At 62.8% G+C, this 21820-nt stretch carries 20 protein-coding genes; 8 read left to right on the forward strand and 12 right to left on the reverse strand.

Translation table 11 applies throughout. From position 1 onward, the window contains the following. Window positions 1–126: 126 nt before the first annotated feature. On the reverse strand, window positions 127–1950 hold the full coding sequence (gene glmS / locus WYH_RS05475) for a glutamine--fructose-6-phosphate transaminase (isomerizing) (protein WP_046903036.1): 1824 nt from the start codon (window positions 1948–1950) through the stop codon (window positions 127–129). 153 nt (window positions 1951–2103) lie between these two features. Further along, complete coding sequence (glmU, locus tag WYH_RS05480; protein WP_046904847.1) at window positions 2104–3468, reverse strand: bifunctional UDP-N-acetylglucosamine diphosphorylase/glucosamine-1-phosphate N-acetyltransferase GlmU; 1365 nt, start codon at window positions 3466–3468, stop codon at window positions 2104–2106. Between the two features lie 61 nt (window positions 3469–3529). Between glmU and WYH_RS05485 the strand changes: the two genes are divergently transcribed. After that, entirely contained in the window at window positions 3530–4210 is a 681-nt protein-coding gene (locus tag WYH_RS05485) for an HAD-IA family hydrolase (RefSeq protein ID WP_046904848.1), read from the forward strand. A 4-nt stretch (window positions 4211–4214) separates the two neighbouring features. Here the strand turns inward: WYH_RS05485 and WYH_RS05490 are convergent, their stop codons facing one another. The 4 genes from WYH_RS05490 to WYH_RS05505 are packed head-to-tail and all read right to left on the reverse strand — an operon-like array spanning window position 4215 to window position 7215. After that, window positions 4215–4574, reverse strand: a complete 360-nt coding sequence (locus WYH_RS05490) for a DUF2794 domain-containing protein (RefSeq protein ID WP_046903037.1) — start codon at window positions 4572–4574, stop codon at window positions 4215–4217. Beyond that, entirely contained in the window at window positions 4574–5266 is a 693-nt protein-coding gene (epsC, locus tag WYH_RS05495; protein WP_046903038.1) for a serine O-acetyltransferase EpsC, read from the reverse strand. The genes WYH_RS05490 and epsC overlap by 1 nt, the downstream gene beginning before the upstream one ends. A 29-nt stretch (window positions 5267–5295) precedes the next feature. After that, a complete protein-coding gene (locus WYH_RS05500) occupies window positions 5296–5907 on the reverse strand; it encodes a P-loop NTPase family protein (RefSeq protein WP_046903039.1) in 612 nt (203 codons plus the stop codon). A gap of 21 nt (window positions 5908–5928) precedes the next feature. Continuing rightward, a complete protein-coding gene (locus tag WYH_RS05505; RefSeq protein ID WP_046903040.1) occupies window positions 5929–7215 on the reverse strand; it encodes a hypothetical protein in 1287 nt (428 codons plus the stop codon). 70 nt (window positions 7216–7285) lie between these two features. Here WYH_RS05505 and purM point away from each other — a divergent pair, with 70 nt between their 5' ends. Together purM and purN are read left to right on the forward strand one after the other, a co-directional pair. Then, complete coding sequence (purM, locus tag WYH_RS05510) at window positions 7286–8383, forward strand: phosphoribosylformylglycinamidine cyclo-ligase (RefSeq protein ID WP_046903041.1); 1098 nt, start codon at window positions 7286–7288, stop codon at window positions 8381–8383. Next, a complete protein-coding gene (purN, locus tag WYH_RS05515; RefSeq protein WP_046903042.1) occupies window positions 8376–9338 on the forward strand; it encodes a phosphoribosylglycinamide formyltransferase in 963 nt (320 codons plus the stop codon). The genes purM and purN overlap by 8 nt, the downstream gene beginning before the upstream one ends. A gap of 36 nt (window positions 9339–9374) precedes the next feature. Here the strand turns inward: purN and WYH_RS05520 are convergent, their stop codons facing one another. From WYH_RS05520 to WYH_RS05540, 5 genes are all read right to left on the reverse strand, one after another. Further along, entirely contained in the window at window positions 9375–9626 is a 252-nt protein-coding gene (locus WYH_RS05520) for an HP1242/YdcH family protein (protein ID WP_046903043.1), read from the reverse strand. 132 nt (window positions 9627–9758) lie between these two features. Further along, window positions 9759–10181: a nucleoside-diphosphate kinase gene (ndk, locus tag WYH_RS05525; protein WP_046903044.1), complete on the reverse strand. Its 423-nt coding sequence runs from the start codon at window positions 10179–10181 to the stop codon at window positions 9759–9761. 114 nt (window positions 10182–10295) lie between these two features. Continuing rightward, window positions 10296–10796, reverse strand: coding sequence for a hypothetical protein (locus WYH_RS05530; protein ID WP_046903045.1), 501 nt, complete (start codon window positions 10794–10796; stop codon window positions 10296–10298). Window positions 10797–10850: 54 nt separating this feature from the next. Then, window positions 10851–11315 carry a DNA polymerase III subunit chi gene (locus tag WYH_RS05535; RefSeq protein ID WP_235980209.1) on the reverse strand — a complete coding sequence of 155 codons (465 nt, stop codon included), beginning with the start codon at window positions 11313–11315 and terminating at the stop codon, window positions 10851–10853. Continuing rightward, window positions 11316–12779 (reverse strand): leucyl aminopeptidase, encoded by a 1464-nt coding sequence (locus WYH_RS05540; RefSeq protein ID WP_046903047.1) that lies wholly within the window; start codon window positions 12777–12779, stop codon window positions 11316–11318. 97 nt (window positions 12780–12876) lie between these two features. On the opposite strand from WYH_RS05540, the gene WYH_RS05545 reads away from it, so the two are divergent. The 5 genes from WYH_RS05545 to WYH_RS05565 all read left to right on the forward strand — a co-directional run bounded on the left by WYH_RS05545 (window position 12877) and on the right by WYH_RS05565 (window position 19640). Continuing rightward, the gene (locus WYH_RS05545; RefSeq protein ID WP_046903048.1) at window positions 12877–15168 is read left to right on the forward strand and encodes an LPS-assembly protein LptD; all 2292 of its coding nucleotides are present in this window, start codon (window positions 12877–12879) and stop codon (window positions 15166–15168) included. A gap of 133 nt (window positions 15169–15301) precedes the next feature. Beyond that, a complete protein-coding gene (locus tag WYH_RS05550; RefSeq protein WP_244877969.1) occupies window positions 15302–16660 on the forward strand; it encodes a peptidylprolyl isomerase in 1359 nt (452 codons plus the stop codon). A gap of 35 nt (window positions 16661–16695) precedes the next feature. Further along, the gene (gene pdxA, locus WYH_RS05555; RefSeq protein ID WP_046903050.1) at window positions 16696–17712 is read left to right on the forward strand and encodes a 4-hydroxythreonine-4-phosphate dehydrogenase PdxA; all 1017 of its coding nucleotides are present in this window, start codon (window positions 16696–16698) and stop codon (window positions 17710–17712) included. Window positions 17713–17782: 70 nt separating this feature from the next. Further along, window positions 17783–18607, forward strand: coding sequence for a 16S rRNA (adenine(1518)-N(6)/adenine(1519)-N(6))-dimethyltransferase RsmA (rsmA, locus tag WYH_RS05560; protein ID WP_046903051.1), 825 nt, complete (start codon window positions 17783–17785; stop codon window positions 18605–18607). Between the two features lie 244 nt (window positions 18608–18851). Further along, a complete protein-coding gene (locus WYH_RS05565) occupies window positions 18852–19640 on the forward strand; it encodes a universal stress protein (protein ID WP_046903052.1) in 789 nt (262 codons plus the stop codon). A 15-nt stretch (window positions 19641–19655) separates the two neighbouring features. Here the strand turns inward: WYH_RS05565 and WYH_RS05570 are convergent, their stop codons facing one another. Then, window positions 19656–21758, reverse strand: coding sequence for a malate synthase G (locus WYH_RS05570; RefSeq protein WP_046903053.1), 2103 nt, complete (start codon window positions 21756–21758; stop codon window positions 19656–19658). Window positions 21759–21820 lie beyond the last annotated feature (62 nt).

The raw sequence follows: 21820 nt of genomic DNA on the forward strand, positions 1-21820 counted from the left end.
TTTCTGCCAAAAACAGCCTTTAAATATGGAAAAAGTTTATTCCGCTTACCCACAAAACTGGAACATCTATTTCGTAAGCGGAAAAACTCTTTTGTCTTCCTACACCCGAAATGCGGAGCGCCCCCCTCACTCCACCGTAACGGATTTCGCCAGATTGCGGGGCTGATCCACGTCCGTGCCCTTGGCGCAGGCGGTGTGATAGGCCAGCAACTGGACCGGAACTGCATAGACCAGAGGCGCGATCAGGGGGTGGACCTTGGGCATTTCCAGGGTCGCCATGCACCCCTCCCCCGCTTCGGCCAGGCCTTCCGCGTCGGAGATCAGCACGATCTTGCCGCCGCGCGCCCGCACTTCCTGCATGTTCGAAACAGTCTTTTCGAATAGCGGGCCTGACGGAGCCAGCACGATCACCGGCACTGCTTCGTCGATCAGCGCGATCGGGCCGTGCTTCATTTCGCCCGATGCATATCCTTCTGCGTGGATATAGCTGATTTCCTTGAGCTTGAGCGCCCCCTCCATCGCCAGCGGATAGTCCGGGCCGCGGCCGAGATAGAGCACGTCCCGCGCCGGGGCGATCAGATGCGCCATGGCCGCGATATCGTCATCATGGCCGAGCGCGGCATTGAGCGCCGCCGGCGATTCCAGCAAATGCTGAACGACCTGGTTCTCCTCGTCCCGGTCCATCAGCCCCTTCACCACCGCCAGCCTGGCGGCAAGAGCGGCGAGGACGGCGAGCTGGCAGGTGAAGGCCTTGGTGGAGGCAACGCCCACTTCCGGGCCTGCATGGGTGGGCAGCAGCAAATCCGCCTCGCGCGCCATGGTGCTGGTCGGCACATTCACCACGACGGCGATGGTCTGACCTTCCGCCCTGCAATGGCGCAGCGCAGCCAGCGTGTCCGCTGTTTCGCCGGACTGGGAGATGAAGAGCGACAGCCCGCCTTTCTCCAGCACGGGTTCGCGGTACCGAAATTCGCTCGCCACATCCACGTCCACGGGAACGCGGGCAAATTGTTCGAACCAGTATTTCGCCACCATGCCCGCGTAATAGGAGGTTCCGCAGGCAACGATCGTCACGCGTTTCACTTCCGACAGGTCAAAATCGATCTGCGGCAAGGAAATCCGCCGTTCCAGCTGGCGGATGTAACTGCGCAAGGTCTGCGCCACGACCACCGGCTGTTCGAAGATTTCCTTCTGCATGAAGTGGCGGTAATTGCCCTTCTCGATCGCCGAAACCGACGCACCGGAAGTGACAATTTCCCGTTCTACCTGCTTGTTATCCCGGTCAAATATGGTCGCGCCTTCACGCGTGATAACGACCCAGTCGCCTTCTTCGAGATAGCTGATCCTCTGGGTGAGCGGAGCCAGTGCCAGCGCATCGGAACCGAGGAACATTTCTCCCTCGCCATAGCCCACCACCAGCGGGGAACCGAGACGGGCGCCTATCAGCAGATCGGGGTGCTGGCGAAAGGCGATGGCCAGGGCAAAGGCGCCCCGCAGCCGCGGCAGAACATCGCGCACAGCCTCGGCCGGGCTCTTGCCCGCCTCGACCCCTTCGGAAACGAGGTGAGCGACGACTTCGGTGTCGGTCTCACTCTCGAACCGGCGGCCCTTTTCCGCCAGCTCTTCCCGCAGCGGGCGAAAATTCTCGATAATGCCATTATGCACGAGAGCGACTTCTTCCGTCGCATGGGGGTGCGCATTATTGGTGGTCGGCGCGCCATGGGTTGCCCAGCGTGTATGGGCGATGCCGATATCGCCGGGCGCCGGATTGGCGGCAAGCTCTTCCACCAGATTGCCCAGCTTGCCTTCCGCGCGGCGGCGAACAAGCTGGCCATCATGCAGGGTGCAGACGCCGGCACTGTCATAGCCGCGATATTCCATACGCTTCAGGCCATCCACCAGCCTGTCTGCGACGTTACCCTTGCCGACAATTCCGATAATTCCGCACATGCGTGGCCTGTCCCTGCCCTATCTCTGATTACCCGGCTGGGATGCCGGGAAACCCTTGGTATTTCGTGTAAAGCACAGTCGCGCAAGAACTGCCGCCGTGCATATAAGTGTTAATCCGCGTGCGTCATCGCCCGGATAGGGGATGCGGCAGGGCTATTCCTTGCTGCCGGCCTTTTTCTTTTTCATGGCATCGTGAAAACGGTCCGCCCAGCCCGGCTTCACCAATTGCTCTGCCCGAACCATGCGCAATTCGCCATCGGCCACATCGCGGCTGACGGCGCTGCCTGCCGCCACGATCGCATCCGCCCCGATCTTTACCGGCGCGATCAGCGCACTGTTGGAACCGATGAAAGCGCGCGGGCCGATTTCCGTCAAATGCTTGAAATATCCATCATAATTACAGGTGATCGTGCCCGCTCCGATATTGGCACCGGCACCCACCGTGGCATCGCCCAGATAGGTCAGGTGGTTGGCCTTGGCGCCTTCCCCAAGCACCGCCTTCTTCATTTCCACGAAATTGCCAACGCGCGAACCCTGCTCCAGAACGGAGCCTGGCCGCAGACGCGCATAGGGGCCGATCACGACATTTTCCGCCAGTGTGGCACCTTCCAGATGGCTGAAGGCGCGAATGGTCACATTATCGGCCACGGTCACGCCAGGGCCGAAGATTACATTCGGTTCCACGGTCACATCGCGGCCGAGCTTCGTATCGAAGCTGAAATGGACAGTATCCGGCGCAATCAGCGTGACACCATCGGCCATCGCCTGTTCCCGCCGTGCAGATTGCCAGCGGGCTTCCGCCATGGCCAGTTCGGAACGGGAATTGATACCGGCAACCTCATCCGCATCGTCTGTCACGATCACTGCGCAATTGCGGCCTTCGGCAATGGCGATGTTGACGATATCGGGCAGGTAATATTCGCCCTGCGCATTGTCGTTACCGACCTTGCCCAAGAGTTCGAACAATGCAGGGCCGCGCGCGGCGAGCAGGCCGGAATTGCACAGCCTCGTGGTCCGTTCCTCCTCGCTTGCGTCCTTGAATTCGACCATTTTTTCGATCCGGCCGCCATGCGCGACCACACGGCCATATTGCAGCGGATCTTCCGGTTCGAACCCCAGCACCACTGCTTCCGGCGCGTCATCTTCATGCAGCCGGGCAATCATGGCGCGCATCGTGTCAGGGCTGACGAAAGGCACATCGCCATAAAGCACCAGCACATCGCCTTCAAAGCCTGCCAGGGCCGCTTCCGCCTGCTGCACGGCATGGCCGGTGCCGAGCTGCGGCTCCTGCACAACCAACTGCGCGCCCTCACCCAGATGCGCCTGTAACTGGTCACGGCCATCGCCGACGATGAAGACCGTCCGTTCCGGCGCGATCTCCGCCAGGCTGGCCAGCAGGTGATCCAGCATCGCCCGCCCGGCAATTTCGTGCAGCACCTTGTGGCGGGCAGACTTCATGCGGGTTCCCTTGCCGGCGGCAAGGACGATGGCGGCAATTGGGTTCGTGGTGTCCGTCATGCCGGCGGGCATGCCACCATTCGGTTGCGGTTTCCATACAGCTCCGCCAATGGCTCCCGCGATGACGCAATTTCCTTTTTCCATCGTCGGTTTCGATCTCGACGGAACGCTTGTCGATTCCAATCGCGACCTTGCCCCCGCCATCAACCACGCCTTGTCGAAAGCCGGGCGGGATGTCGTGCCGGACGAACAGGTGCGGCACCTGATCGGCGGCGGCGCCCTGCGTATGCTGGAACGTGCGGTGGAACAGTCCGGCGTCCCTGCCAGCGACACCGAATTGCACGCCATGCATGACGATCTGATGGATCATTACGAAGCGCATATTGCCGATAACACCGTCCCTTATGACGGCTGCCTGGCCGCGCTGGACCAATTGGCGGAACATGGCTGCAAGCTCGCCGTGGTGACCAACAAGGTGGAGAGAAATGCAATCAAGCTGCTCGACGCGCTGGGCATGAGCGACCGCTTCACCTGCATATTGGGCGGCGACACGCTTGGTCCGGGCCGGGCCAAACCGGCACCAGACATGATCCAGGCGGCAATTCGCCAATGCGGCGGTTCGGGCCGTTTCGCGATGGTGGGCGATTCATCCTTCGATACGCGCGCCGCCCGCGCGGCCGCTGTTCCGGTTGTCGCCGTCAGCTTCGGCTATAACGATATTCCGGTGCCGGAACTCGATTGCGACGTGATGATCGATCATTTTGACGAGCTGGTGCCCGCCCTGGCCCGACTTCGCGCCTGACAGGTCAGCCTTCGACCAGTTTCACCAGACGCCTTTCGACCGGGGCGAGAACGCCGGCCAGTTCATGGCCGCGCTTCAGGATCTGGCCCTGTTCGCCAAACAGCGCCCACATGCCCTGCCGGTTGCGCAAGGCCGGGCGCTTTTCCACCCGCATCTGCGGCACTTCGGCCGTGCGGCGGAAGGCCGCAAAGCTGGCACAGTCGCGGCTGAAATCCATCGCATAGTCGCGCCATTCGCCGGCGGCGACCATGCGGCCATAAAGGTCGAGGATCCGCATCAGTTCACTGCGCTCGAACCCCACCTGGCTCGGCTTGCCGGGACCGGGAAATGCAACAATATTCGCAGCGCCGGGCGTTTGCCGCATCAGTCGTCCGTGCCGCTTTTGCGGACCGGCTCGGCCGCGCCGGCCTTCAGGCCGGCAATCTCTTCGCGCAATTGCGCAAGCTCGCGCTCCAGCGCATCGACACGGTCAGTGCTGGGTTCGCAAGGTTCGTCACAGGGCGTGCCATAGGGGATGAATTCCCGCAGCCAGGTTTCGGCGGGCACCAGGGTGGATCGCGCCTTGAGGCCGATCATCGTTGCCCCTTCGGGCACATCGTCCGTCACCACCGCATTGGCGCCGACACGGGCGCGTGCGCCCACCGTGATCGGACCGATGATCTGCGCGCCAGAGCCGATGATCACATTATCTTCCAGCGTGGGGTGGCGCTTGCCCGGCTCCCCGCTGGTCGGATTAGTGCCACCCAGCGTAACGCACTGATAGATGGTGACATTATCGCCAATCTCGGCCGTCTCACCAATTACGGTGAAGCCGTGGTCGATGAAGAAATTACGCCCGATTCTTGCGCCCGGGTGGATATCGATAGCTGTCAGGAAGCGAGAAACATGGTTCACCACGCGGGCGAGGAAGAACAATTCCCCCACGAATAGCCAATGGGCCAGCCGGTGGAAGCCCAACGCCCAGACGCCGGGATACAGCATGATTTCCCAGCGCGAACGGGGCGCCGGGTCTCGCGCATGGACGGAGTCCAGATAGGCGATAAGACGGTCAAACATGATCCGTTCAGTTTCCCACCAAAACCGGCCTAAAGCAAGCGAGGCTCATCCGGTCCATGGACCGCTTCCAGCGCGGCACGCCAGATAGATTGGGTAGCGGGCACCTTGCGTTCAAGGGCGAGCCTGTCGATCACCGCCACAAGTTGTTCCAGTTCGGCAAAGGACCGGCCGGCGCGCGGGACAAGATAATCCACTGCATCGGTGCCCAATGGCAGGCCGCGCTGTTCCGCCATGGACAGCAGCAGATCGCCCGCCATCAGATCGTCAGCCTGCCCGATTTCCAGCTGCAAAGCCGCCCCGAGCCGCGACCTGAGATCCGGCAGCCGGATTTCCCAGGGTGGCTCTCCTGCAACGATCAGCAAGGGCGTGCCGTCTTCCTGCGCCCGGTTCCAGCGATGGAATACGGCATCTTCTTCCAGCTTGTGCGCATCGTCCAGAAACTCGCCACGCCCGCTCTGCGCGAACCAGCGTGCGAACAGCGATTTCCCCGATCGCGGCGGGCCGGTGAGAACGGCGGTCCGGAACGGCCAGCGCGATGGATCGGACAGGGCATCCGCCACCTGGGCGTTGGCTTCGCCGATCACGATGCGCGAAGGCCCACCGGATCCGGCGACAAGCGGCAGCGCGATTTGCGACGGCATCGACGCCTCCCCCTTCAAGAATCAGCGACTGATGGCGAGCGCGTTTTCGCCCTGCGTGACATTCCAGCCGCGGCTCCGCAGGGAACCCGCCAGAGCCGGCAAATCCCCGGCAAAGGTCACGCGCAGCACGGATGTACCGCCTATGGCGATGCTGCTGGTGGAAACACCGCGCACACCAGGAGCGCTGCGGACCGACGCCAGCGCGCTGTCGATGGAAGCCGCGTCCGGGGTGACGACCTGCACTACGAAACTGGCAACATTGGGCGTGGTTTCAGTGGTTTCAGCGGTGTCTTCCACCACGGGCCCGGTTTCGAGGGGAAGCTCGCCCTCCGCCGCAGCCGCACGCGCCGCCGCTTCCGCGGCTTCGGCCCTGCGGGCGGCATCGATCAAGGCGCGCACTTCGGGGCGCAGATCGACCGCTTCCAGCGACAGGGTCGGGTCAGGGGTCAGCGTGCCCGCGGCCAGCGCTTCGGTGAACATGGCATCAAAACGGCGCACCGCCTGCGACAGCATGCGCGGCAGATCATCCTCATTCTCGGCCCGCATGTCGAACGTGCCGAGCACGCGGCTATCGGGGCCGTAACGGGCGATGAAATGCCCTTCCACCGGCCCGCCCGGCCACAGCCGTTCCAGATGGGCGATGGGCATCAGCACGTCCGCCGCGCCGAATTCATCCAGTATATCGTTCCACCATGCGCGGCTGCGCCGGCCGGTCTGGCCATAAGTCAGCAGCAGCGATTCGCCGCCTGCGCCGGTGGGCCGAACATAATCGATGGCGCTGCCGCCAGTCTGGAATTCCGCCCAGGCCCGCTGCCACGGCGTGCGCATCTGATAAAGCGTCTGCGTGCCGCCGGATATCGTGACCGGAAGGGTCAGCATCGGGGCCGAACGCGCACGCCGCCCGCCCGCGCCCAGCAATTCACCGGCCCGCGTCCGGTCGAAAATCACGCCCAACGTCGCGATATAACGGCGCGGCCCCAGTTCTTCCTTTTCGACCACGATTGCCGAAACCAGCGATTCGAGTCGGGAATCGGTGATCGGCGGGCCTTCCATCTGTTCCCACGCCTTGCGCTGCGCTTCGCGCCAGCCATTTTCGCGCGCATCTTCGGGCGATTTGCCGGTCACGTTCACTTCGATTCCGTGCACTTCGATATCGGCACTGGTGGCGACCGGCGCGATTCCTCGTTCGCCGGAAACCTGCGCCCACAGGGCACCAGCCAGCCCCACGGCCAGCAGCGCTGCCGCAATCAGGATGGGCTGCCGCAGTCTGTTGGCGGAGCGGGAGAGAGGAAGAGAAAAGCTCGGCATCGGGGAAATCGAGTGCCTTTTGCCCAATGGCGAGTGGAAATCCAAGCGCAATTGAGCCAGAGGCATCCTCATGACCTCCAAACCGCCATCATACACATACGAACAGGCCGGGGTTTCGATTGACGCCGGCAATGCGCTGGTCAAGGCGATCGGCCCCCTGGTCAAGGCAACACGCCGTCCGGGCGCCGATGGCGAGATCGGCGGATTCGGCGGATTCTTCGATCCGAAGGCCGCCGGATATTCCGATCCGCTGCTGGTCGCCGCGAATGACGGTGTAGGCACCAAGCTGAAACTGGCCATCGATTCAAACCGGCATGACACGGTCGGCGTGGATCTGGTCGCCATGTGCGTGAACGATCTGATCGTTCAGGGTGCGGAACCGCTGTTCTTCCTGGACTATTTCGCCACCGGCAAGCTGGAGACCGGCATTGCGGAGCGTGTGATCGCGGGCATTGCCGAAGGTTGCAAACAGGCCGGTTGCGCGTTGATCGGCGGCGAAACCGCGGAAATGCCGGGCATGTATGCCGCCGGCGATTACGATCTGGCCGGTTTCTGCGTCGGCGCGGTGGAACGCGGGGAACAATTGACCGGCGAAAAGGTCGCGCCGGGCCATGTCCTGCTGGGGCTTGCCAGTTCAGGCGTTCATTCCAACGGCTATTCGCTGGTACGCAGGCTGGCGGCGGACAAGGGCTGGAAGCTCGACCGCCCGGCCCTGTTCGACCAGGAAAAGCTGCTGATCGATGCGCTGATCGAACCGACCCGTATTTATGTGAAGAGCCTTCTTCCCACCATCCGTGCGGGAAAAGTGGATGCGCTGGCGCATATCACGGGCGGCGGATTGCTGGAAAATATCCCGCGCGTCCTGCCCGAAGGGGCCCATGCCGTCATCGATGCCGATAGTTGGGAGCAACCTCGGCTGATGGCATTCCTGCAAGCGCAGGGAAATATCGAACCGGGCGAAATGGCCCGCACCTTCAATTGCGGCGTGGGCATGGTTCTGGCCGTGCAGCCCGAACTGGCGCGCGAAGTCGCGGCCGAGATCGAGGCAGCGGGCGAACAGGTCATGCATATCGGCGAAATCGTTGAAGGCAGCAAAGGCTGCACCGTGCGCGGTTCGGCCGGCACGTGGAGCGCGAAGGCAGATTGGGACGCGACGCACAATGCCTGAAAAGGCCAAAGTCGCCGCCCTGCTTTCCGGCACGGGCACGACCATGTCCTCGCTGCTCTACGCATCGAAGATTCCGGATTGCCCCTATGAGCTGGTGCTTGTCGCCAGCAATGTTCCCGATGCGCCGGGGCTGAAGATCGCGGCGGCGGAAGGGATCGCCACATTCGCGCTCGACCATCGCGGAATGCAGCGGGAAGAACATGAAGCGGCAATGGATGCAGCGCTGCGGGATTCGGGCGCCGATTACCTCGCCCTGTGCGGCTATATGCGGATCCTGACTGCTGGCTTCGTGGAAGGCTGGGCCGGCCGCATGGTCAACACCCATCCATCCCTGCTCCCCAAATACAAGGGGCTGGACACGCATGGCCGCGCCATCGCCGCGGGGGACAGCCATGGCGGCTGTTCGGTCCATGTGGTTACGGCAGAGCTGGATGGCGGGCCGCTGCTGGGCCAGGTTCCGGTGGCCATCCTGCCCGATGACAATGCGGAAACGCTGGCCCGGCGGGTGCTGCTGGCCGAATATCAGCTCTATCCGCGAATGCTGGCCGATTATGTATCCCGCCCCTATCGTGCGGAATGGCTGGTGGAGAAGGTGCGCGAACTCGCCCTCGCCCTGCCCGAAGTGGAAGACCGCGAAAGCCACGGTTCGCCGGGCTGGCGGACAGGCGGCAAGAGCGGGAAATATTTCGCCCATTTTGCCGACCGGCACCATGGCAGCGACCATATCGCGCTGCTGGTAAAAACGGATGGGCCGGACGAAATGGCCGCCCTGATAGAGCGCGATCCCGATACCTATTTCCGCCCCGCCTATTACGGCGCCAGCGGATGGGTTGGCCTGATCCTCAATCGCCCCGGCGTCGACTGGAACCATATAGCGCAATGGCTGGAACGCAGCTGGCGCTCTGTCGCGCCAAGGCGGCTGACCAGCCTGATGGACAATGCCGATCAGTTCTGAGCATTGGCGGCGGATCGCTCCGCCGCCAGATGCTGTCTAGGCAGCGGATTTTTCCGCGCTGATCAACTGGCCGATTTCGTCCAGCAGGGTCAGGCGCTGCTTCTTCAGCGCCTCGGCGCGTTCGTCAGAAGCGGCTTCGGCTTCGATTTCGATCCGGTGAATCTCGTTATTCACGTCATGATAGCGGTCGGCCAGGGTCACGAAATGGGAATTGCCGGTCTTGAGCTTGTGGAGGATTTCCACGTCCTGCGGAAATTCGGCGGACAATTCGTGCTGTGTGTGGGACATTCATGACTCCTTCTGTCGTGCTTCGGCAGCACTGCTACCATTTTCGGCGGCAGGCAGTCTTGTTCCGGATCAAACAAAAAGCCCCGCCGGATCGATCCGACGGGGCTTTTCAATATCAGATCAGCATCAGGATCAGCCGACGATTTCTTCCGGCTTGAAGAAGAATTCGATTTCGATCCTGGCGTTCTCTTCGCTGTCCGAACCATGGACCGAGTTCGCTTCGATGCTTTCCGCATAGGTCTTGCGGATCGTGCCTTCGGCTGCGTCCGCCGGATTGGTGGCGCCCATCACATCGCGATTGCGCTTCACGGCATCTTCGCCTTCCAGGACCTGCACCACCACCGGGCCGCTGGTCATGAAAGCCACCAGTTCACCGAAGAAAGGGCGTTCCTTGTGGACCGCGTAGAAGCCTTCGGCCTGTTCCTTGGTCATCTGGATACGCTTGGAAGCAACGACGCGCAGGCCGGCTTCTTCCAGCATCTTGGTGACGGCGCCGGTCAGGTTGCGGCGCGTGGCATCGGGCTTGATGATCGAGAATGTGCGGGTGACCGCCATTGGAGGTATTCCTTCGCGAAATGTTTTTTGGATTTCGCGCGCGCACCTAGCGCCGCCCGGCGATGCGGGCAAGCGCTGAGGCAAACTGGTAGTCTGGTAGTGCGGGCGCCCCGGTCAGGAACCCATGCCGGAGCCGACGATCAATTGCCCATTCGTGCCTTCACCCGCCGGATTGGCGTTGAAGCTGAAAGCCGTGCCCGTTTGATCCTTGCCGCTGATCATCTGGCCGTCGCCGGTTTTCAGTTCCATCTCGATCTCGATCCCGGCATTTTCGGCCTGTTCGCGATAGAACTTCACCAGTTCGGCGGGCGCATCGGAACTTTGCATCATGACCATGGTGCCCTGTGCCGGCCCCTGGTTGATCTTGGTGTTCGAAACCACCCTGGCGCCGGGATAAAGTTCAAACCCCGCCGGCATGTCGGCCTCGCCGCCCTGGCCGCTGGAGATATTCACCTCTTCGCCGTCCGGACCGGTAATCTGCATCGAGGTCTGGCCGTCGCTCTCGCTCGATTCGTAACTCACTTCACCGTCTTCGGTCTGGACCGTTCCGGATTCACCCGATCCGCAGGCCGAAAGAAGCATTGCGGCAGTGCCTGCAACAACCAGTTTACGCATGATAATCCCCTTCCCTATCGCCCAACCGGAATTTCATCCCGCCTCGTGCCTTCGTCAAGGGCCTTCGCGCCAGCGGCCGCCTTCCTGTTTCCAGAAATGTCGTTCCGCATCAGCGTGTTGCCCCAGCATTCGCCAGCAATCGCGGGCGCCTTGCAACTGTTCTTCCCCGAACAGGAGAAACACCCGCGCAAAATTACTGGCGCCATCCCGCCATCTGCCATCCGCAAAGACCACATGGGGGGCAGCATTCGGTGCCTCGCAATCGGCGGAAAGCAGAATCGGCTGACGTTCAGCATGTCGGGCGCCGGAATGCCCATGCGCCAGAAACGCTTCGGGGAACCGTTCCCACAGATTGCGGCCGATCCGCTGCAATTGTTCGGCATCTTCGGAGACGATCAGCAAGCGTTCGCCATCCGCCCTCACCTTGCGGGCGAGCAGCGGCAGCAGGTTTTCGGCGCTCTCACCGGCCAGCTGATAGAAATCGACCCGCAACGCGTACCGCTCCGCCCTGGCGACCAATCAGCCTTCGAGATTGTCCCTGACATAGCGGTCGAGCAGGCGAACGCCAAAACCCGTCGCCCCTTTGTCCCAGGTGGCGCCAGGCTTGTCCGCCCAGACCATGCCGGCGATGTCGCAATGCGCCCAGGGCGTGCCGTCTTCGATGAAACGCTGGAGATATTGCGCCGCCGTAATCGATCCGGCCCAGCGCGGACCGACATTCTTCATATCGGCGATCGGGCTGTCCAGCAGCTTGTCATAAGCGGGCGAAAGCGGGAAGCGCCACATCTTGTCGCCACTCGCCTTGCCGGCAGCCAGCAAGCCGTCAGCCAGCTTGTCATTATTGGAAAACAGGCCGCCATGTTCATGGCCAAGCGCGATGATCATCGCACCGGTAAGCGTGGCCAGATCGACAATCGCCGCCGGTTCGAATTCACGCTGAACCCAGGTCAGCGCATCGCACAGCACCAGCCGCCCTTCGGCATCGGTGTTGATCACTTCCACCGTCTGGCCCGACATGGAAGTGACCACGTCACCCGGACGCTGTGCATTGCCATCCGGCATGTTTTCCACCAGCCCGCACACGCCGATGACATTGGCCCGCGCCTTGCGGCCCGCCAGGGCCAGCATGGTTCCTGCAACGGCGCCCGCGCCGCCCATGTCCCATTTCATGTCTTCCATGCCCGCAGGCGGTTTCAGCGAGATACCGCCCGTGTCGAAAGTCACGCCCTTGCCCACGAAGACCGTCGGTCTTTCATCGGCCTTGCCGCCCATCCACTTGATGGCCAGCATTTGCGGCTTGCGAACAGAACCCTGCGCCACGCCCAGCAGCGCGCCCATGCCCAGTTCGCGCATTTCGTCCTCTTCCAGGACGACGATTTCAGCGCCGGTGCCGGCCAGCCGCTCGCGGCAGCGGGCGACGAAGCTTTCCGGGTAGATGACATTGGCCGGTTCGGCCACCAGCTCGCGCGTGAACTCCACGCCGCGCACCAGCGCCTGTTCCGTTTCCCACACCGCTTCGGTGCCGTCCGGGGCCCGTGCCACTTCCACGCTGGAGAGCGAAATCTTCTGCTCTTCCTTCAGCTTGGTGCGATAGGCATCGTGCCGCCAGCTGCGCAGGGTCAGGCCGGTCAGCACCGATACGACTTCATTCGAGCCCAGCCCGGTGCCGCCGACATCCAGCGTCAGCATCGTTTCGCCACTGGTAAGATAGCGCGCGGCCAGCGCGGCACCTGCCCGTTCGAGCGCGGCCGACCGGCCATTGCCTTCGCCATTACCGCCACCGACCAGCGCGATGCGGACGATCTGGCCGTCCCGTTCCACAAAGCCTTCGAAAAACTGGCCGGTCTTGCCGGTGAAGCGTGCGGCACGCGCACCTTCTATCAATGTCCGCTCCAGATCGGCCGGCATCTTGTCCTGTTCGACAACCTGCGCAATGAGGCGCGCAGCGGAGGGATCGAGTTCGTCGCGAAAGGTGATTTGCATGCCTTCTCCGGTGGGCAGTGTTAGGAGTTCGACGGCGCGTGTCGCCAGTCGGAATGCTGGCGTTGCAGTTAGGGACGACCAGTGCGATAGGCAAGTCATGCGCCCACGTTCGCTGTCCTGGCTGCAAGCACGAGACAGCCGCTTGCAGCCCCTATGTTCGGGCTCCGCAGCGGCTGTGGCCTTGCTGTGCGTAGCCCCCGTGCCCGCCTTTGCGCAGGCCGCCGGGCAGACGCCCGAAACCACGGAAACTGTGGAAAATGGCGAAACGGATTCGCCGATCGCCGGGCGCGATATAGATTTCGAGGCGGACGAGATCCGCTATGACAGCGAAAATGAAACGGTTGCCGTTGCCGGCAATGTGATTCTGCGCAGCGGGGACCAGTCGGTGCGGGCCGACAATGTCACCTGGGACCGGACAACCGGCCAGATCGTGGCTTCCGGCAATATCCGTTTCGTGGACCAGGACGGCAATCAGATCCTGACCGAAAGGCTGGAACTGACCGATGAACTGAAGGCCGGGGCGATGGAAAACATGCTCCTGGCCTTCCGCGCCGGGGGCCGCATGGCCGCTGCCGAAGCCCGCCGGACCGAAGACGGCAATATCCAGCTGGACCGGGCGGTTTATTCCACCTGTTCGGTGGAAGACAGCAAGGGCTGCCCCAAGCGGCCAAGCTGGCGCGTCACCGCGCGCCGTGTCCATTATGACGAGGATACGCAGCAGGTCCGCTTCGAAGGCGCCTATCTGGAAATGTTCGGGCGGCGCGTCCTGCCCCTTCCCGGCCTTGTTGTCCGGGCGGATGGCGATGCGAATTCAGGTTTCCTGGTGCCCGATATCGGGCTTTCCGCTTCCAACGGGCTGGAACTGGTCGGCAGCCATTACTGGCGCCTGGCCGATAATCGTGACCTGCTGGCCTCCGCCTATATCTATACCGAGGCCGCGCCCATGGCCTCTGTCGAATACCGGCACCTGACAGCCAATGGCGCCTATCAGGCGACCGGCTATTTCACCTATAGCACGCGCATCCCGCTGAATTCGGACACGCCGACGAGCGAGGAGGATATTCGCGGCTATCTGTTCACCAATGGCCGGTTCCAGCTGGACCCGTACTGGAGCGTGTCCGGATCGGTCCGCTATGCCACGGACCGCACCTTCCTGCGCCGTTACGACATCAGCCGCGATGACCGGCTCCGATCGACGGTGCAGGCGGAACGCATCGACGATGACAGCTATTTCTCTGTCGCCGGCTGGGCCACGCAGGCCCTGTTCGTGCAGCAGGAACAGGGCCTGGTCCCGATCGCCCTGCCCATTCTCGATTATCGCCACCGGATCGATGATCCCCTGTTCGGGGGCAAGTTCGAACTGCAAGCCAATACGCTGGCCATCACCCGCACTTCCGGCCAGGATACGCAGCGCGCCTTTGCCAAGGCCGAATGGAACATGCGCCGCCTTACCGCCTGGGGTCAGGAAGTGACCTTTACCGCGCTGGCACGGGGCGATGTCTATCACTCGGACGAAAACCTGCTGTCCGAAACCGAATCCTATCGCGGGAACAGCGGCTGGGAAGGACGCGGCGTGGCCACCGGCGCGATCGACGTGAAATGGCCACTGGTCGGCACGTTCCTTGGCGGCACGCAGGTTCTGACACCGCGCGTGCAACTCGTCGCCAGCCCCTCGATCAAGAACCTCGCCATCCCGAACGAGGATGCGCGGGCAATCGATCTGGAAGACAGCAATCTCTTCGCGCTGAACCGCTTCCCCGGATATGACCGGATAGAGGACGGCACGCGCATCACCTATGGCGCGGACTGGCAGCTGGAATTCCCCGGCTGGCGGATCAAGGCCAATATCGGCCAGTCCTATCGCCTGTCCGACAAGCCCACTCTCTTCCCCGAAGGCACGGGCCTGACCGAACAATGGTCCGATTTCGTCGGCCGGACGGAAGTGCGCTATCGCGATTTCCTGAAATTCACCCACCGTTATCGCGTGGACAAGGATAATTTCGCGGTCCGCCGCAACGAAGTGGACGCCACGATCGGCAATGACCGGACCTATGTCGAACTCGGCTATCTGCGGCTCAACCGCGATATCGATCTCGATTTCGAGGATTTGCAGGACCGCGAGGAATTGCGCGCCGCCGGGCGCATCTCCTTCGCGCGGTACTGGTCCGTGTTCGGATCGGCCGTGGTCAATCTCACCGACAAGGAAGAAGATCCCGGGCTGGAAGCCGACGGGTTCAAGCCATTGCGGACCCGCGTGGGCATTGCCTATTCGGATGATTGCCTGGAATTCGGCCTGACCTGGCGGCGAGATTATATCGAACTGGCGGATGCCCGCAGCGGCAACAGTTTCCGCCTTCATTTCGCGCTGAAGAATATTGGCGGGCGCTGATTTCGGCATCTTCGTTGGCAGTCATGGCCAAAAACGCTATCGGCCCGATGCTCAGCTTCGGTTCAGCCGCTATCGGGAAAGCGCGGAACTGTAATTGCATGGCGCCCATCGCGCCGGGGACAGGACTTACTTCGTGATCGATCTAGCCAAGACCATTGGAAAATTCGCCACCGCAACGGCCCTTGCCGGTCTCTGCGCATCGGCGGCATTCGGCCAGCAGGAAGCCGGCCAGATCATGGCCAGCGACGCGCTGAACATCCCCGAAGACATATCCCTGCTGCAACCCGGCGATCCCAATTCGCGCAGCGCGACCGCGACGGTGAATGGCCAGATCATCACCCGCACCGATGTGGAACAGCGCGTGGCCCTGATCCTTGCCGCGAATGAAACCGAAAGCGTGCCGGAGGACGAACTCAACCGCCTGCGCATGCAGGTGTTCCGCAACCTGATCGACGAAACCATCCAGATCCAGGAAGCCGCGGCGCAGGAAATGCCCGTTTCCCGTGACGAGGTGGACCAGACCTATAACCGCCTTGCCACGCAGCGTTTCGGCCGCACGCCCGAAGAAATGGCCACTTATCTCCAATCGATCGGGTCCGCCCCGCAATCGCTCAAGCGCCAGATCGAAGGCGAACTGGCCTGGAACCGGCTGCTGAGCCGCAATGTCGCGCCCTTCGTCAATGTCTCCACCGAAGAGGTGAACGAATTGATGGAGCGGCTGAAAGCTTCAAAGGGCACGGCCGAATACCGCATCGGCGAAATCTATCTGTCCGCCACGCCGACCACGCGGGCGCAGGTTTCGGCCAATGCCCAGCAGATCGTCGACCAGCTGAAGCAGGGCGGCAGCTTCGTGGCCTATGCCCGCCAATATTCCGAAAGCTCGACCGCGTCTGCGGGCGGCGATCTTGGCTGGATCCGGCTTGAGCAATTGCAGAATCCCCAGCTCGAATCAGTGGTTCGGGGCCTCCAGCCCGGCCAGCTTGCCGGACCGATCGAGATTCCCGGAGGGTTCGATATCCTCTACCTGATCGACAAGCGCCAGATCGGCATGGCCGATCCGCGCGATGCCATTGTCAGCCTGAAGCAGATTTCCATCGAATTCCCCAAGGGTACGACGCAGCAGGCAGCCTCGGAACGGGCCAATGAATTTGCTGCGGCGATGGAACAGATCACCAGCTGCGGCCAGGCCGAAAGCGCCGCCCAGCCGTTCAATGCCGATGTGGTGAGCAATGAAGGGCTGGCCATTCGCGCCCTGCCCGAAGCCTTGCAGACCATGCTGCTCGATCTCGATGTCGGCAGGACAACGCCGCCCTTCGGTTCTCTGGACGAAGGGGTGCGCGTTCTGCTGCTGTGCGGCCGCGAAGCCGCGCAGGCCGATGCCGGGCCGAATTTCGACGAGCTGATGGCGCAGCTGGAAGACGACCGGGTGAACAAGCGCGCCCAGCGTTACCTGCGCGACCTGCGGCGCGATGCGGTGATCGAATATAAGTGACAGGCGGCCGGCGCTCTCCGGCCCGGGGCAACGACATGAAGAATCCGGTTCCCGAAGCACCTCTGGCCCTTTCGCTGGGCGATCCGGCGGGAATCGGGCCGGAACTGATCTGCGAGGCATGGTCCCGACGTATCAGCGAGGGTTTTCCGCCCTTTTTCGCAGTCGGCGGCGCCGGAATCCTGCGCGCCGCCGCGGAACGGCGCGGGCTGGATGTGCCCGTCGCAATCATTGGCGATCCGGCGGAGGCTGCCACCGTCTTTGGCGATGCGCTTCCCGTGCTCGGCACGCAGGATGGCACCTATCGCCCCGGCAAGCCGGATGAACACGGTGCTGAACTGGCGCTGGCATCGCTGGAAACGGCCACCGCCCTTGCCGTGCAAGGCAAGGCTTCGGCACTGGTCACTGGCCCGATAGCCAAGGCGGAACTGGCGAAGATCGGCTTCACCTTTCCCGGACAGACCGAATTTCTGGCCGCCGCCTGCGGCATGGCTGCGGAAGATGCCGTGATGATGCTGGCCGGGCCGCAATTGCGCACCGTGCCGCTGACCGTGCATTGCGCCATTGCCGATGTGCCCGGGCGCATTACGAAAGAGCTGATCCTGCGCCGCGCGCGCGTGGTGGATGCTGCCATGCGCCGCGATTTTGGCCTGCCGGCGCCCCGCATCGCCGTGTGCGGGCTCAATCCCCATGCGGGGGAGAATGGGCGCATGGGCCGGGAAGAGATCGAAACCATCGCCCCGGCCATCGCCATGCTGCAGGCGGAAGGCATCGGCGCCACCGGGCCGCACCCGGCGGATTCGCTGTTCGCCCCGCATTCGCGCGGCAATTTCGATGTCGCCATCGCCATGTATCACGATCAGGCCCTGGTCCCGATGAAGGCGCTGGATTTCGATTCCGGCGTGAACATGACGCTGGGCCTGCCCATTGTGCGCACATCGGCCGATCACGGCACCGCTTTCGGCATTGCCGGCACTGGCGCAGCCCATCCCGGCGCAACCCTGGCCGCGATCCGCATGGCGGCGGAAGCAGCCGCGCGGCGGGCGAAAGCGTGATCCACTGTCCGCGTCCTTCGACAGGCTCAGCACGAGCGGGAACGGGCCTTCCCCCCGCTCCACACCGCGCATGAAGCCCGATCTTCCGCCCCTGCGCGAAGTCATCGCCCGGCACGGGCTCAGCGCGTCCAAGGCGCTGGGTCAGAACTTCCTGTTTGACGAACAATTGCTGGATCGCATTGCCGCCATTCCCGGATCGCTGGAAGGCAAGGCCGTGCTGGAAGTTGGCCCCGGCCCCGGCGGATTGACGCGCGCCCTGCTGCGCGCCGGCGCGCGGGTGACGGCCATTGAAATGGATCGCCGCTGCCTGCCCGCTCTTGCCGAACTGGAGGAAGCCTTCCCCGGCCAGCTGCGCATATTGCAGGGCGATGCCATGGCGATGGACCATGACGAATTGATGGGCGAGCCCTACGCCATATTGTCCAACCTGCCCTACAATGTCGGCACCGCCCTTTTCACCGGCTGGCTCAGCGGGGAAAGCTGGCCGCCGCGCTGGACCAGCCTGACGCTGATGTTCCAGCAGGAAGTGGCCCAGCGCATCGTCGCCCAGCCCGGAACCGGCGCTTATGGCAGGCTGGCCGTGCTGGCCCAGTGGCGCACGCAGGCGAAAATGGCGATGAAAGTCCATCGCAGCGCCTTCACCCCGCCGCCCAAGGTGATGAGCGCCATCGTCCATGTCGTGCCCGGCGAAGCACCCGAAGGCGTTTCCGCCAAAGTGCTTTCCAGAGTGACCGAGGCCGCCTTCGGCCAGCGCCGCAAGATGCTGCGGCAAAGCCTGAAGGCCATGCCTGGCGCGGTCGAGGCGCTGGAAGCGCTCGGCATAGATCCGCAACGCCGCGCCGAAACATTGAGCGTCGCGGAATTCGTGGCCCTGGCCAAACGGTTAACCCGCTGAATCCAACATTCTGGAACAGTTGGAACACTGTCCTGAAGCGGAAAAACCTCTGCCTCAGGACAAGCCAATGCTGCGCGTGTTCATGACGCGCGGAAGCTGACGATCTGAAAGAGCCGCTTGCCCTTGTCCTTTCCCCGCAGAGTAGGAAAGGCTGCGGACTATTGCCCATTCCTTTATTGATCTTGGCCAATGATCTGGGGCAGCTTCATCCTAACTTTCAAGAACATGGCAAAGGGGACAGGATGTGATCAGATCCATCGCGCTTTCGACGGATTTTTCAGACGCAGGCAGAATTGCCTTCATCCATGCTCTCCGCCTCGCGGTGGAATTCAAAGCCCGCCTGGACCTGATCCATGTCCGCGATCCGCATGATCGGGCGGATTGGGACAAGTTCCCCCATGTCCGCGAAACCCTGCAAGCATGGGGCATGTTGCCGCCGGGCGCATCAGTATCGCAGATTGCCGGAAGTCTGGGCGTCACCGTCCGCAAGGTCGAAATCAACGATGCGGACGCGGCGGATGGGCTGACGAAATATCTTGCCGAACACCGGCCGGAATTGCTGGTCATGGCATCGCATGGCCGCGTCGGCCTCAATCGGTGGCTGGCCGGTTCCGTTTCAGCCGAGGTCGCCATGGCCACCGACATACCAACCCTGCTGTTCGGCCCGGAGGCGCGAGGCTTCGTGGATGCAGACACGGGCGCGATTGGCCTTTCCACGGCGACGATCCCGGTCGATCATGAACCCTCGCCAATTCGCGCATTGCAGATTTTGCAGGAGTTTTTTCGCGGCTTCCAGGTGGATATATCTGCCCTTCATGCCGGACGGCCCGGGCCGGAACTGGGCGATGCCATCCCCGTCCGCCTCGTCGGGGGTGACGCGGTGGACGCCATCCTGGCCGAAAGCGCCCGTGTCGATCTGCTGGTAATGCCCACGGCCGGGCGGCACGGCTTCATGGACATGATCCGCGGCAGCACGACAGAGCTCGTGCTGCATGAAGCTGCCTGCCCGATCCTGGCCGTGCCCGCCGAATAGGGCGCCCGCCCCGCGTCAGGCGCCCGCCTTCACCTTCGCGCGCCAGGCATGGAGCAGCGGCTCGGTATAGCCATTGGGCTGCACCACGCCTTCGAACACAAGTTCGCAGGCGGCGCGGAATGCCGGGTGGGTCTGCCACTGATCGGCCATCGGGCGATAGGATGGATCACCCGCATTCTGCGCATCGACCTTGGCCGCCATGCGCCGCAGCGCATCCATCACCTGTTCCTGCGAACAGACGCCATGCAGCAGCCAATTGGCCAGATGCTGACTGGAAATGCGCAAAGTCGCGCGGTCTTCCATCAGGCCCACATCGTTGATGTCCGGCACCTTGGAACAGCCGACCCCGGCATCGACCCAGCGCACGACATAGCCGAGCAGGCCCTGGCAATTATTGTCCAGCTCCTCGGCAATCTCATCCTCGCTCCAATTCGTTCCTTCGGCCAGCGGAATGGTCAGCAGCGCGTCCAGCCCTGGCGCGGGCGGCAGGTCTTTCTGCACGGCGAACACGTCCAGCTGGTGATAATGCAGCGCATGGAGCACGGCCGCGGTGGGTGACGGCACCCAGGCGGTGTTGGCCCCGGCGCGCAAATGGCCGCCCTTTTCCGCCAGCATGGCGCGCATCCGGTCAGGCGCGGCCCACATGCCCTTGCCGATCTGCGCCTTGCCGGAAAGGCCATGTTGCAGGCCGATGGCGACATTGCGCTTTTCATAGGCATCCAGCCAGACCGAGTTCTTCATCGCGCCCTTGCGAACCATCGGCCCGGCGCGCATCGACGTGTGAATCTCGTCCCCCGTACGGTCGAGAAAGCCGGTGTTGATGAACACGATCCGGTCCTTCACCGCATGGATGCAGGCGGAAAGATTGGCGCTGGTGCGCCTCTCTTCGTCCATCACGCCGACCTTGATCGTATGGCGCGGCAGGTCGAGCAGATCCTCCACCGCATCGAACAGATCATTGGTGAAGGCACATTCTTCCGGCCCGTGCATCTTGGGCTTCACGATATAGATGCTGCCCGCCTTGCTGTTGGGCCAGTTTGCATGACCTTCCACGTCCAACGTGGAAATGGCGGAGGTGATCACGGCGTCCATGATCCCTTCCGGAACCGGCGCATTGCCTGGCATCAGGATTGCCGGATTGGTCATCAGATGGCCCACATTGCGGACGAAGAGCAGGCTGCGCCCCGGAAGATTGACGGTTTCGCCGTCCAGCCCGGTGACGGCCAGATCGTCTTCCAGCCTGCGCGTCAGCGTCTTGCCACCCTTTTCGAAGCTCGCTTCCAGATCGCCGCGGATCACGCCCAGCCAGTTGCGATAGGCTTCCAGCTTGTCCTCGCCATCCACGGCGGCGACGGAATCTTCCAGATCGACGATGGTGGTCAGCGCGGCTTCCAGTCGGATATCGGATATGCCGGCCTTGTCCTGCGATCCGATGGGATGATCGCGGTCGAACACCACTTCGATATGCAGGCCATTATTGCGGAAGACGCGGCCCTTGGCCGTCCCGCCGACATATTGCGCCGGGTCGGCCAGGGCGATTTCCTGCCCTGCTTCCAGGTCCAGCCAGCTGGCATCCTTCAGCGGCACCACCTGGTCCAGGAAGGACCGGCCGGCGGCAACCACCGCCGCACCCCGCCGCGGATCATATTCCGGCCCCGCAGGCGGCGGCACTTCCAGCGCATCCGTCCCGTAATAGGCATCATACAGGCTGCCCCAGCGGGCATTGGCCGCATTCAGCAGGAAACGGGCATTGAGCACGGGCACCACCAGTTGCGGCCCGGCCATGGTGGCGATTTCCGGATCGACATTGGCAGTGCCGATGGTGAATGGCGCCGGTTCGGGCACCAGATAGCCGATCTCTTCCAGGAAGGCGCGATAGGCGGCGGCGTCATGCGGCTTGCCGCGCTGCTCCGCATGCCAGCGGTCGATCTTTTTCTGAAGATCATCGCGCTTGTCCAGCAGGGCGAGATTGCGCGGGCTGAAGGTCCGTATGATCCCGGCAAAACCTTCCCAGAACGCGTCCGCATCACGCCCCAGCGGTGCCAGCACTTCCTGTTCGACAAATTCCGCCAAAGCCGCATCGACTTTCAGCACGCCCCGCTCAACCCGTTCGCTCACCCGGCATTCTCCTTCCTCTCCACCCTTAGGGAGAGGGGCCGCACTTTGAAAGACGCGGGCAA

The sequence above is a fragment of the Croceibacterium atlanticum genome (assembly GCF_001008165.2).
Taxonomy (GTDB): Bacteria; Pseudomonadota; Alphaproteobacteria; order Sphingomonadales; family Sphingomonadaceae; genus Croceibacterium_C; species Croceibacterium_C atlanticum.

What these genes read in the sequence shown, in the direction of transcription:
- epsC (WP_046903038.1), bottom strand. Translation starts at nt 5,266, where the DNA reads ATGTTTGACCGTCTTATCGCCTATCTGGACTCCGTCCATGCGCGAGAC.
- WYH_RS05545 (WP_046903048.1), top strand. Translation starts at nt 12,877, where the DNA reads ATGCGCCCACGTTCGCTGTCCTGGCTGCAAGCACGAGACAGCCGCTTG.
- glmS (WP_046903036.1), bottom strand. Translation starts at nt 1,950, where the DNA reads ATGTGCGGAATTATCGGAATTGTCGGCAAGGGTAACGTCGCAGACAGG.
- WYH_RS05540 (WP_046903047.1), bottom strand. Translation starts at nt 12,779, where the DNA reads ATGCAAATCACCTTTCGCGACGAACTCGATCCCTCCGCTGCGCGCCTC.
- WYH_RS05500 (WP_046903039.1), bottom strand. Translation starts at nt 5,907, where the DNA reads ATGCCGTCGCAAATCGCGCTGCCGCTTGTCGCCGGATCCGGTGGGCCT.
- WYH_RS05485 (WP_046904848.1), top strand. Translation starts at nt 3,530, where the DNA reads ATGACGCAATTTCCTTTTTCCATCGTCGGTTTCGATCTCGACGGAACG.
- rsmA (WP_046903051.1), top strand. Translation starts at nt 17,783, where the DNA reads ATGAAGCCCGATCTTCCGCCCCTGCGCGAAGTCATCGCCCGGCACGGG.
- WYH_RS05505 (WP_046903040.1), bottom strand. Translation starts at nt 7,215, where the DNA reads ATGCCGAGCTTTTCTCTTCCTCTCTCCCGCTCCGCCAACAGACTGCGG.
- WYH_RS05490 (WP_046903037.1), bottom strand. Translation starts at nt 4,574, where the DNA reads ATGCGGCAAACGCCCGGCGCTGCGAATATTGTTGCATTTCCCGGTCCC.
- purM (WP_046903041.1), top strand. Translation starts at nt 7,286, where the DNA reads ATGACCTCCAAACCGCCATCATACACATACGAACAGGCCGGGGTTTCG.
- pdxA (WP_046903050.1), top strand. Translation starts at nt 16,696, where the DNA reads ATGAAGAATCCGGTTCCCGAAGCACCTCTGGCCCTTTCGCTGGGCGAT.
- WYH_RS05520 (WP_046903043.1), bottom strand. Translation starts at nt 9,626, where the DNA reads ATGTCCCACACACAGCACGAATTGTCCGCCGAATTTCCGCAGGACGTG.
- purN (WP_046903042.1), top strand. Translation starts at nt 8,376, where the DNA reads ATGCCTGAAAAGGCCAAAGTCGCCGCCCTGCTTTCCGGCACGGGCACG.
- glmU (WP_046904847.1), bottom strand. Translation starts at nt 3,468, where the DNA reads ATGACGGACACCACGAACCCAATTGCCGCCATCGTCCTTGCCGCCGGC.
- ndk (WP_046903044.1), bottom strand. Translation starts at nt 10,181, where the DNA reads ATGGCGGTCACCCGCACATTCTCGATCATCAAGCCCGATGCCACGCGC.
- WYH_RS05530 (WP_046903045.1), bottom strand. Translation starts at nt 10,796, where the DNA reads ATGCGTAAACTGGTTGTTGCAGGCACTGCCGCAATGCTTCTTTCGGCC.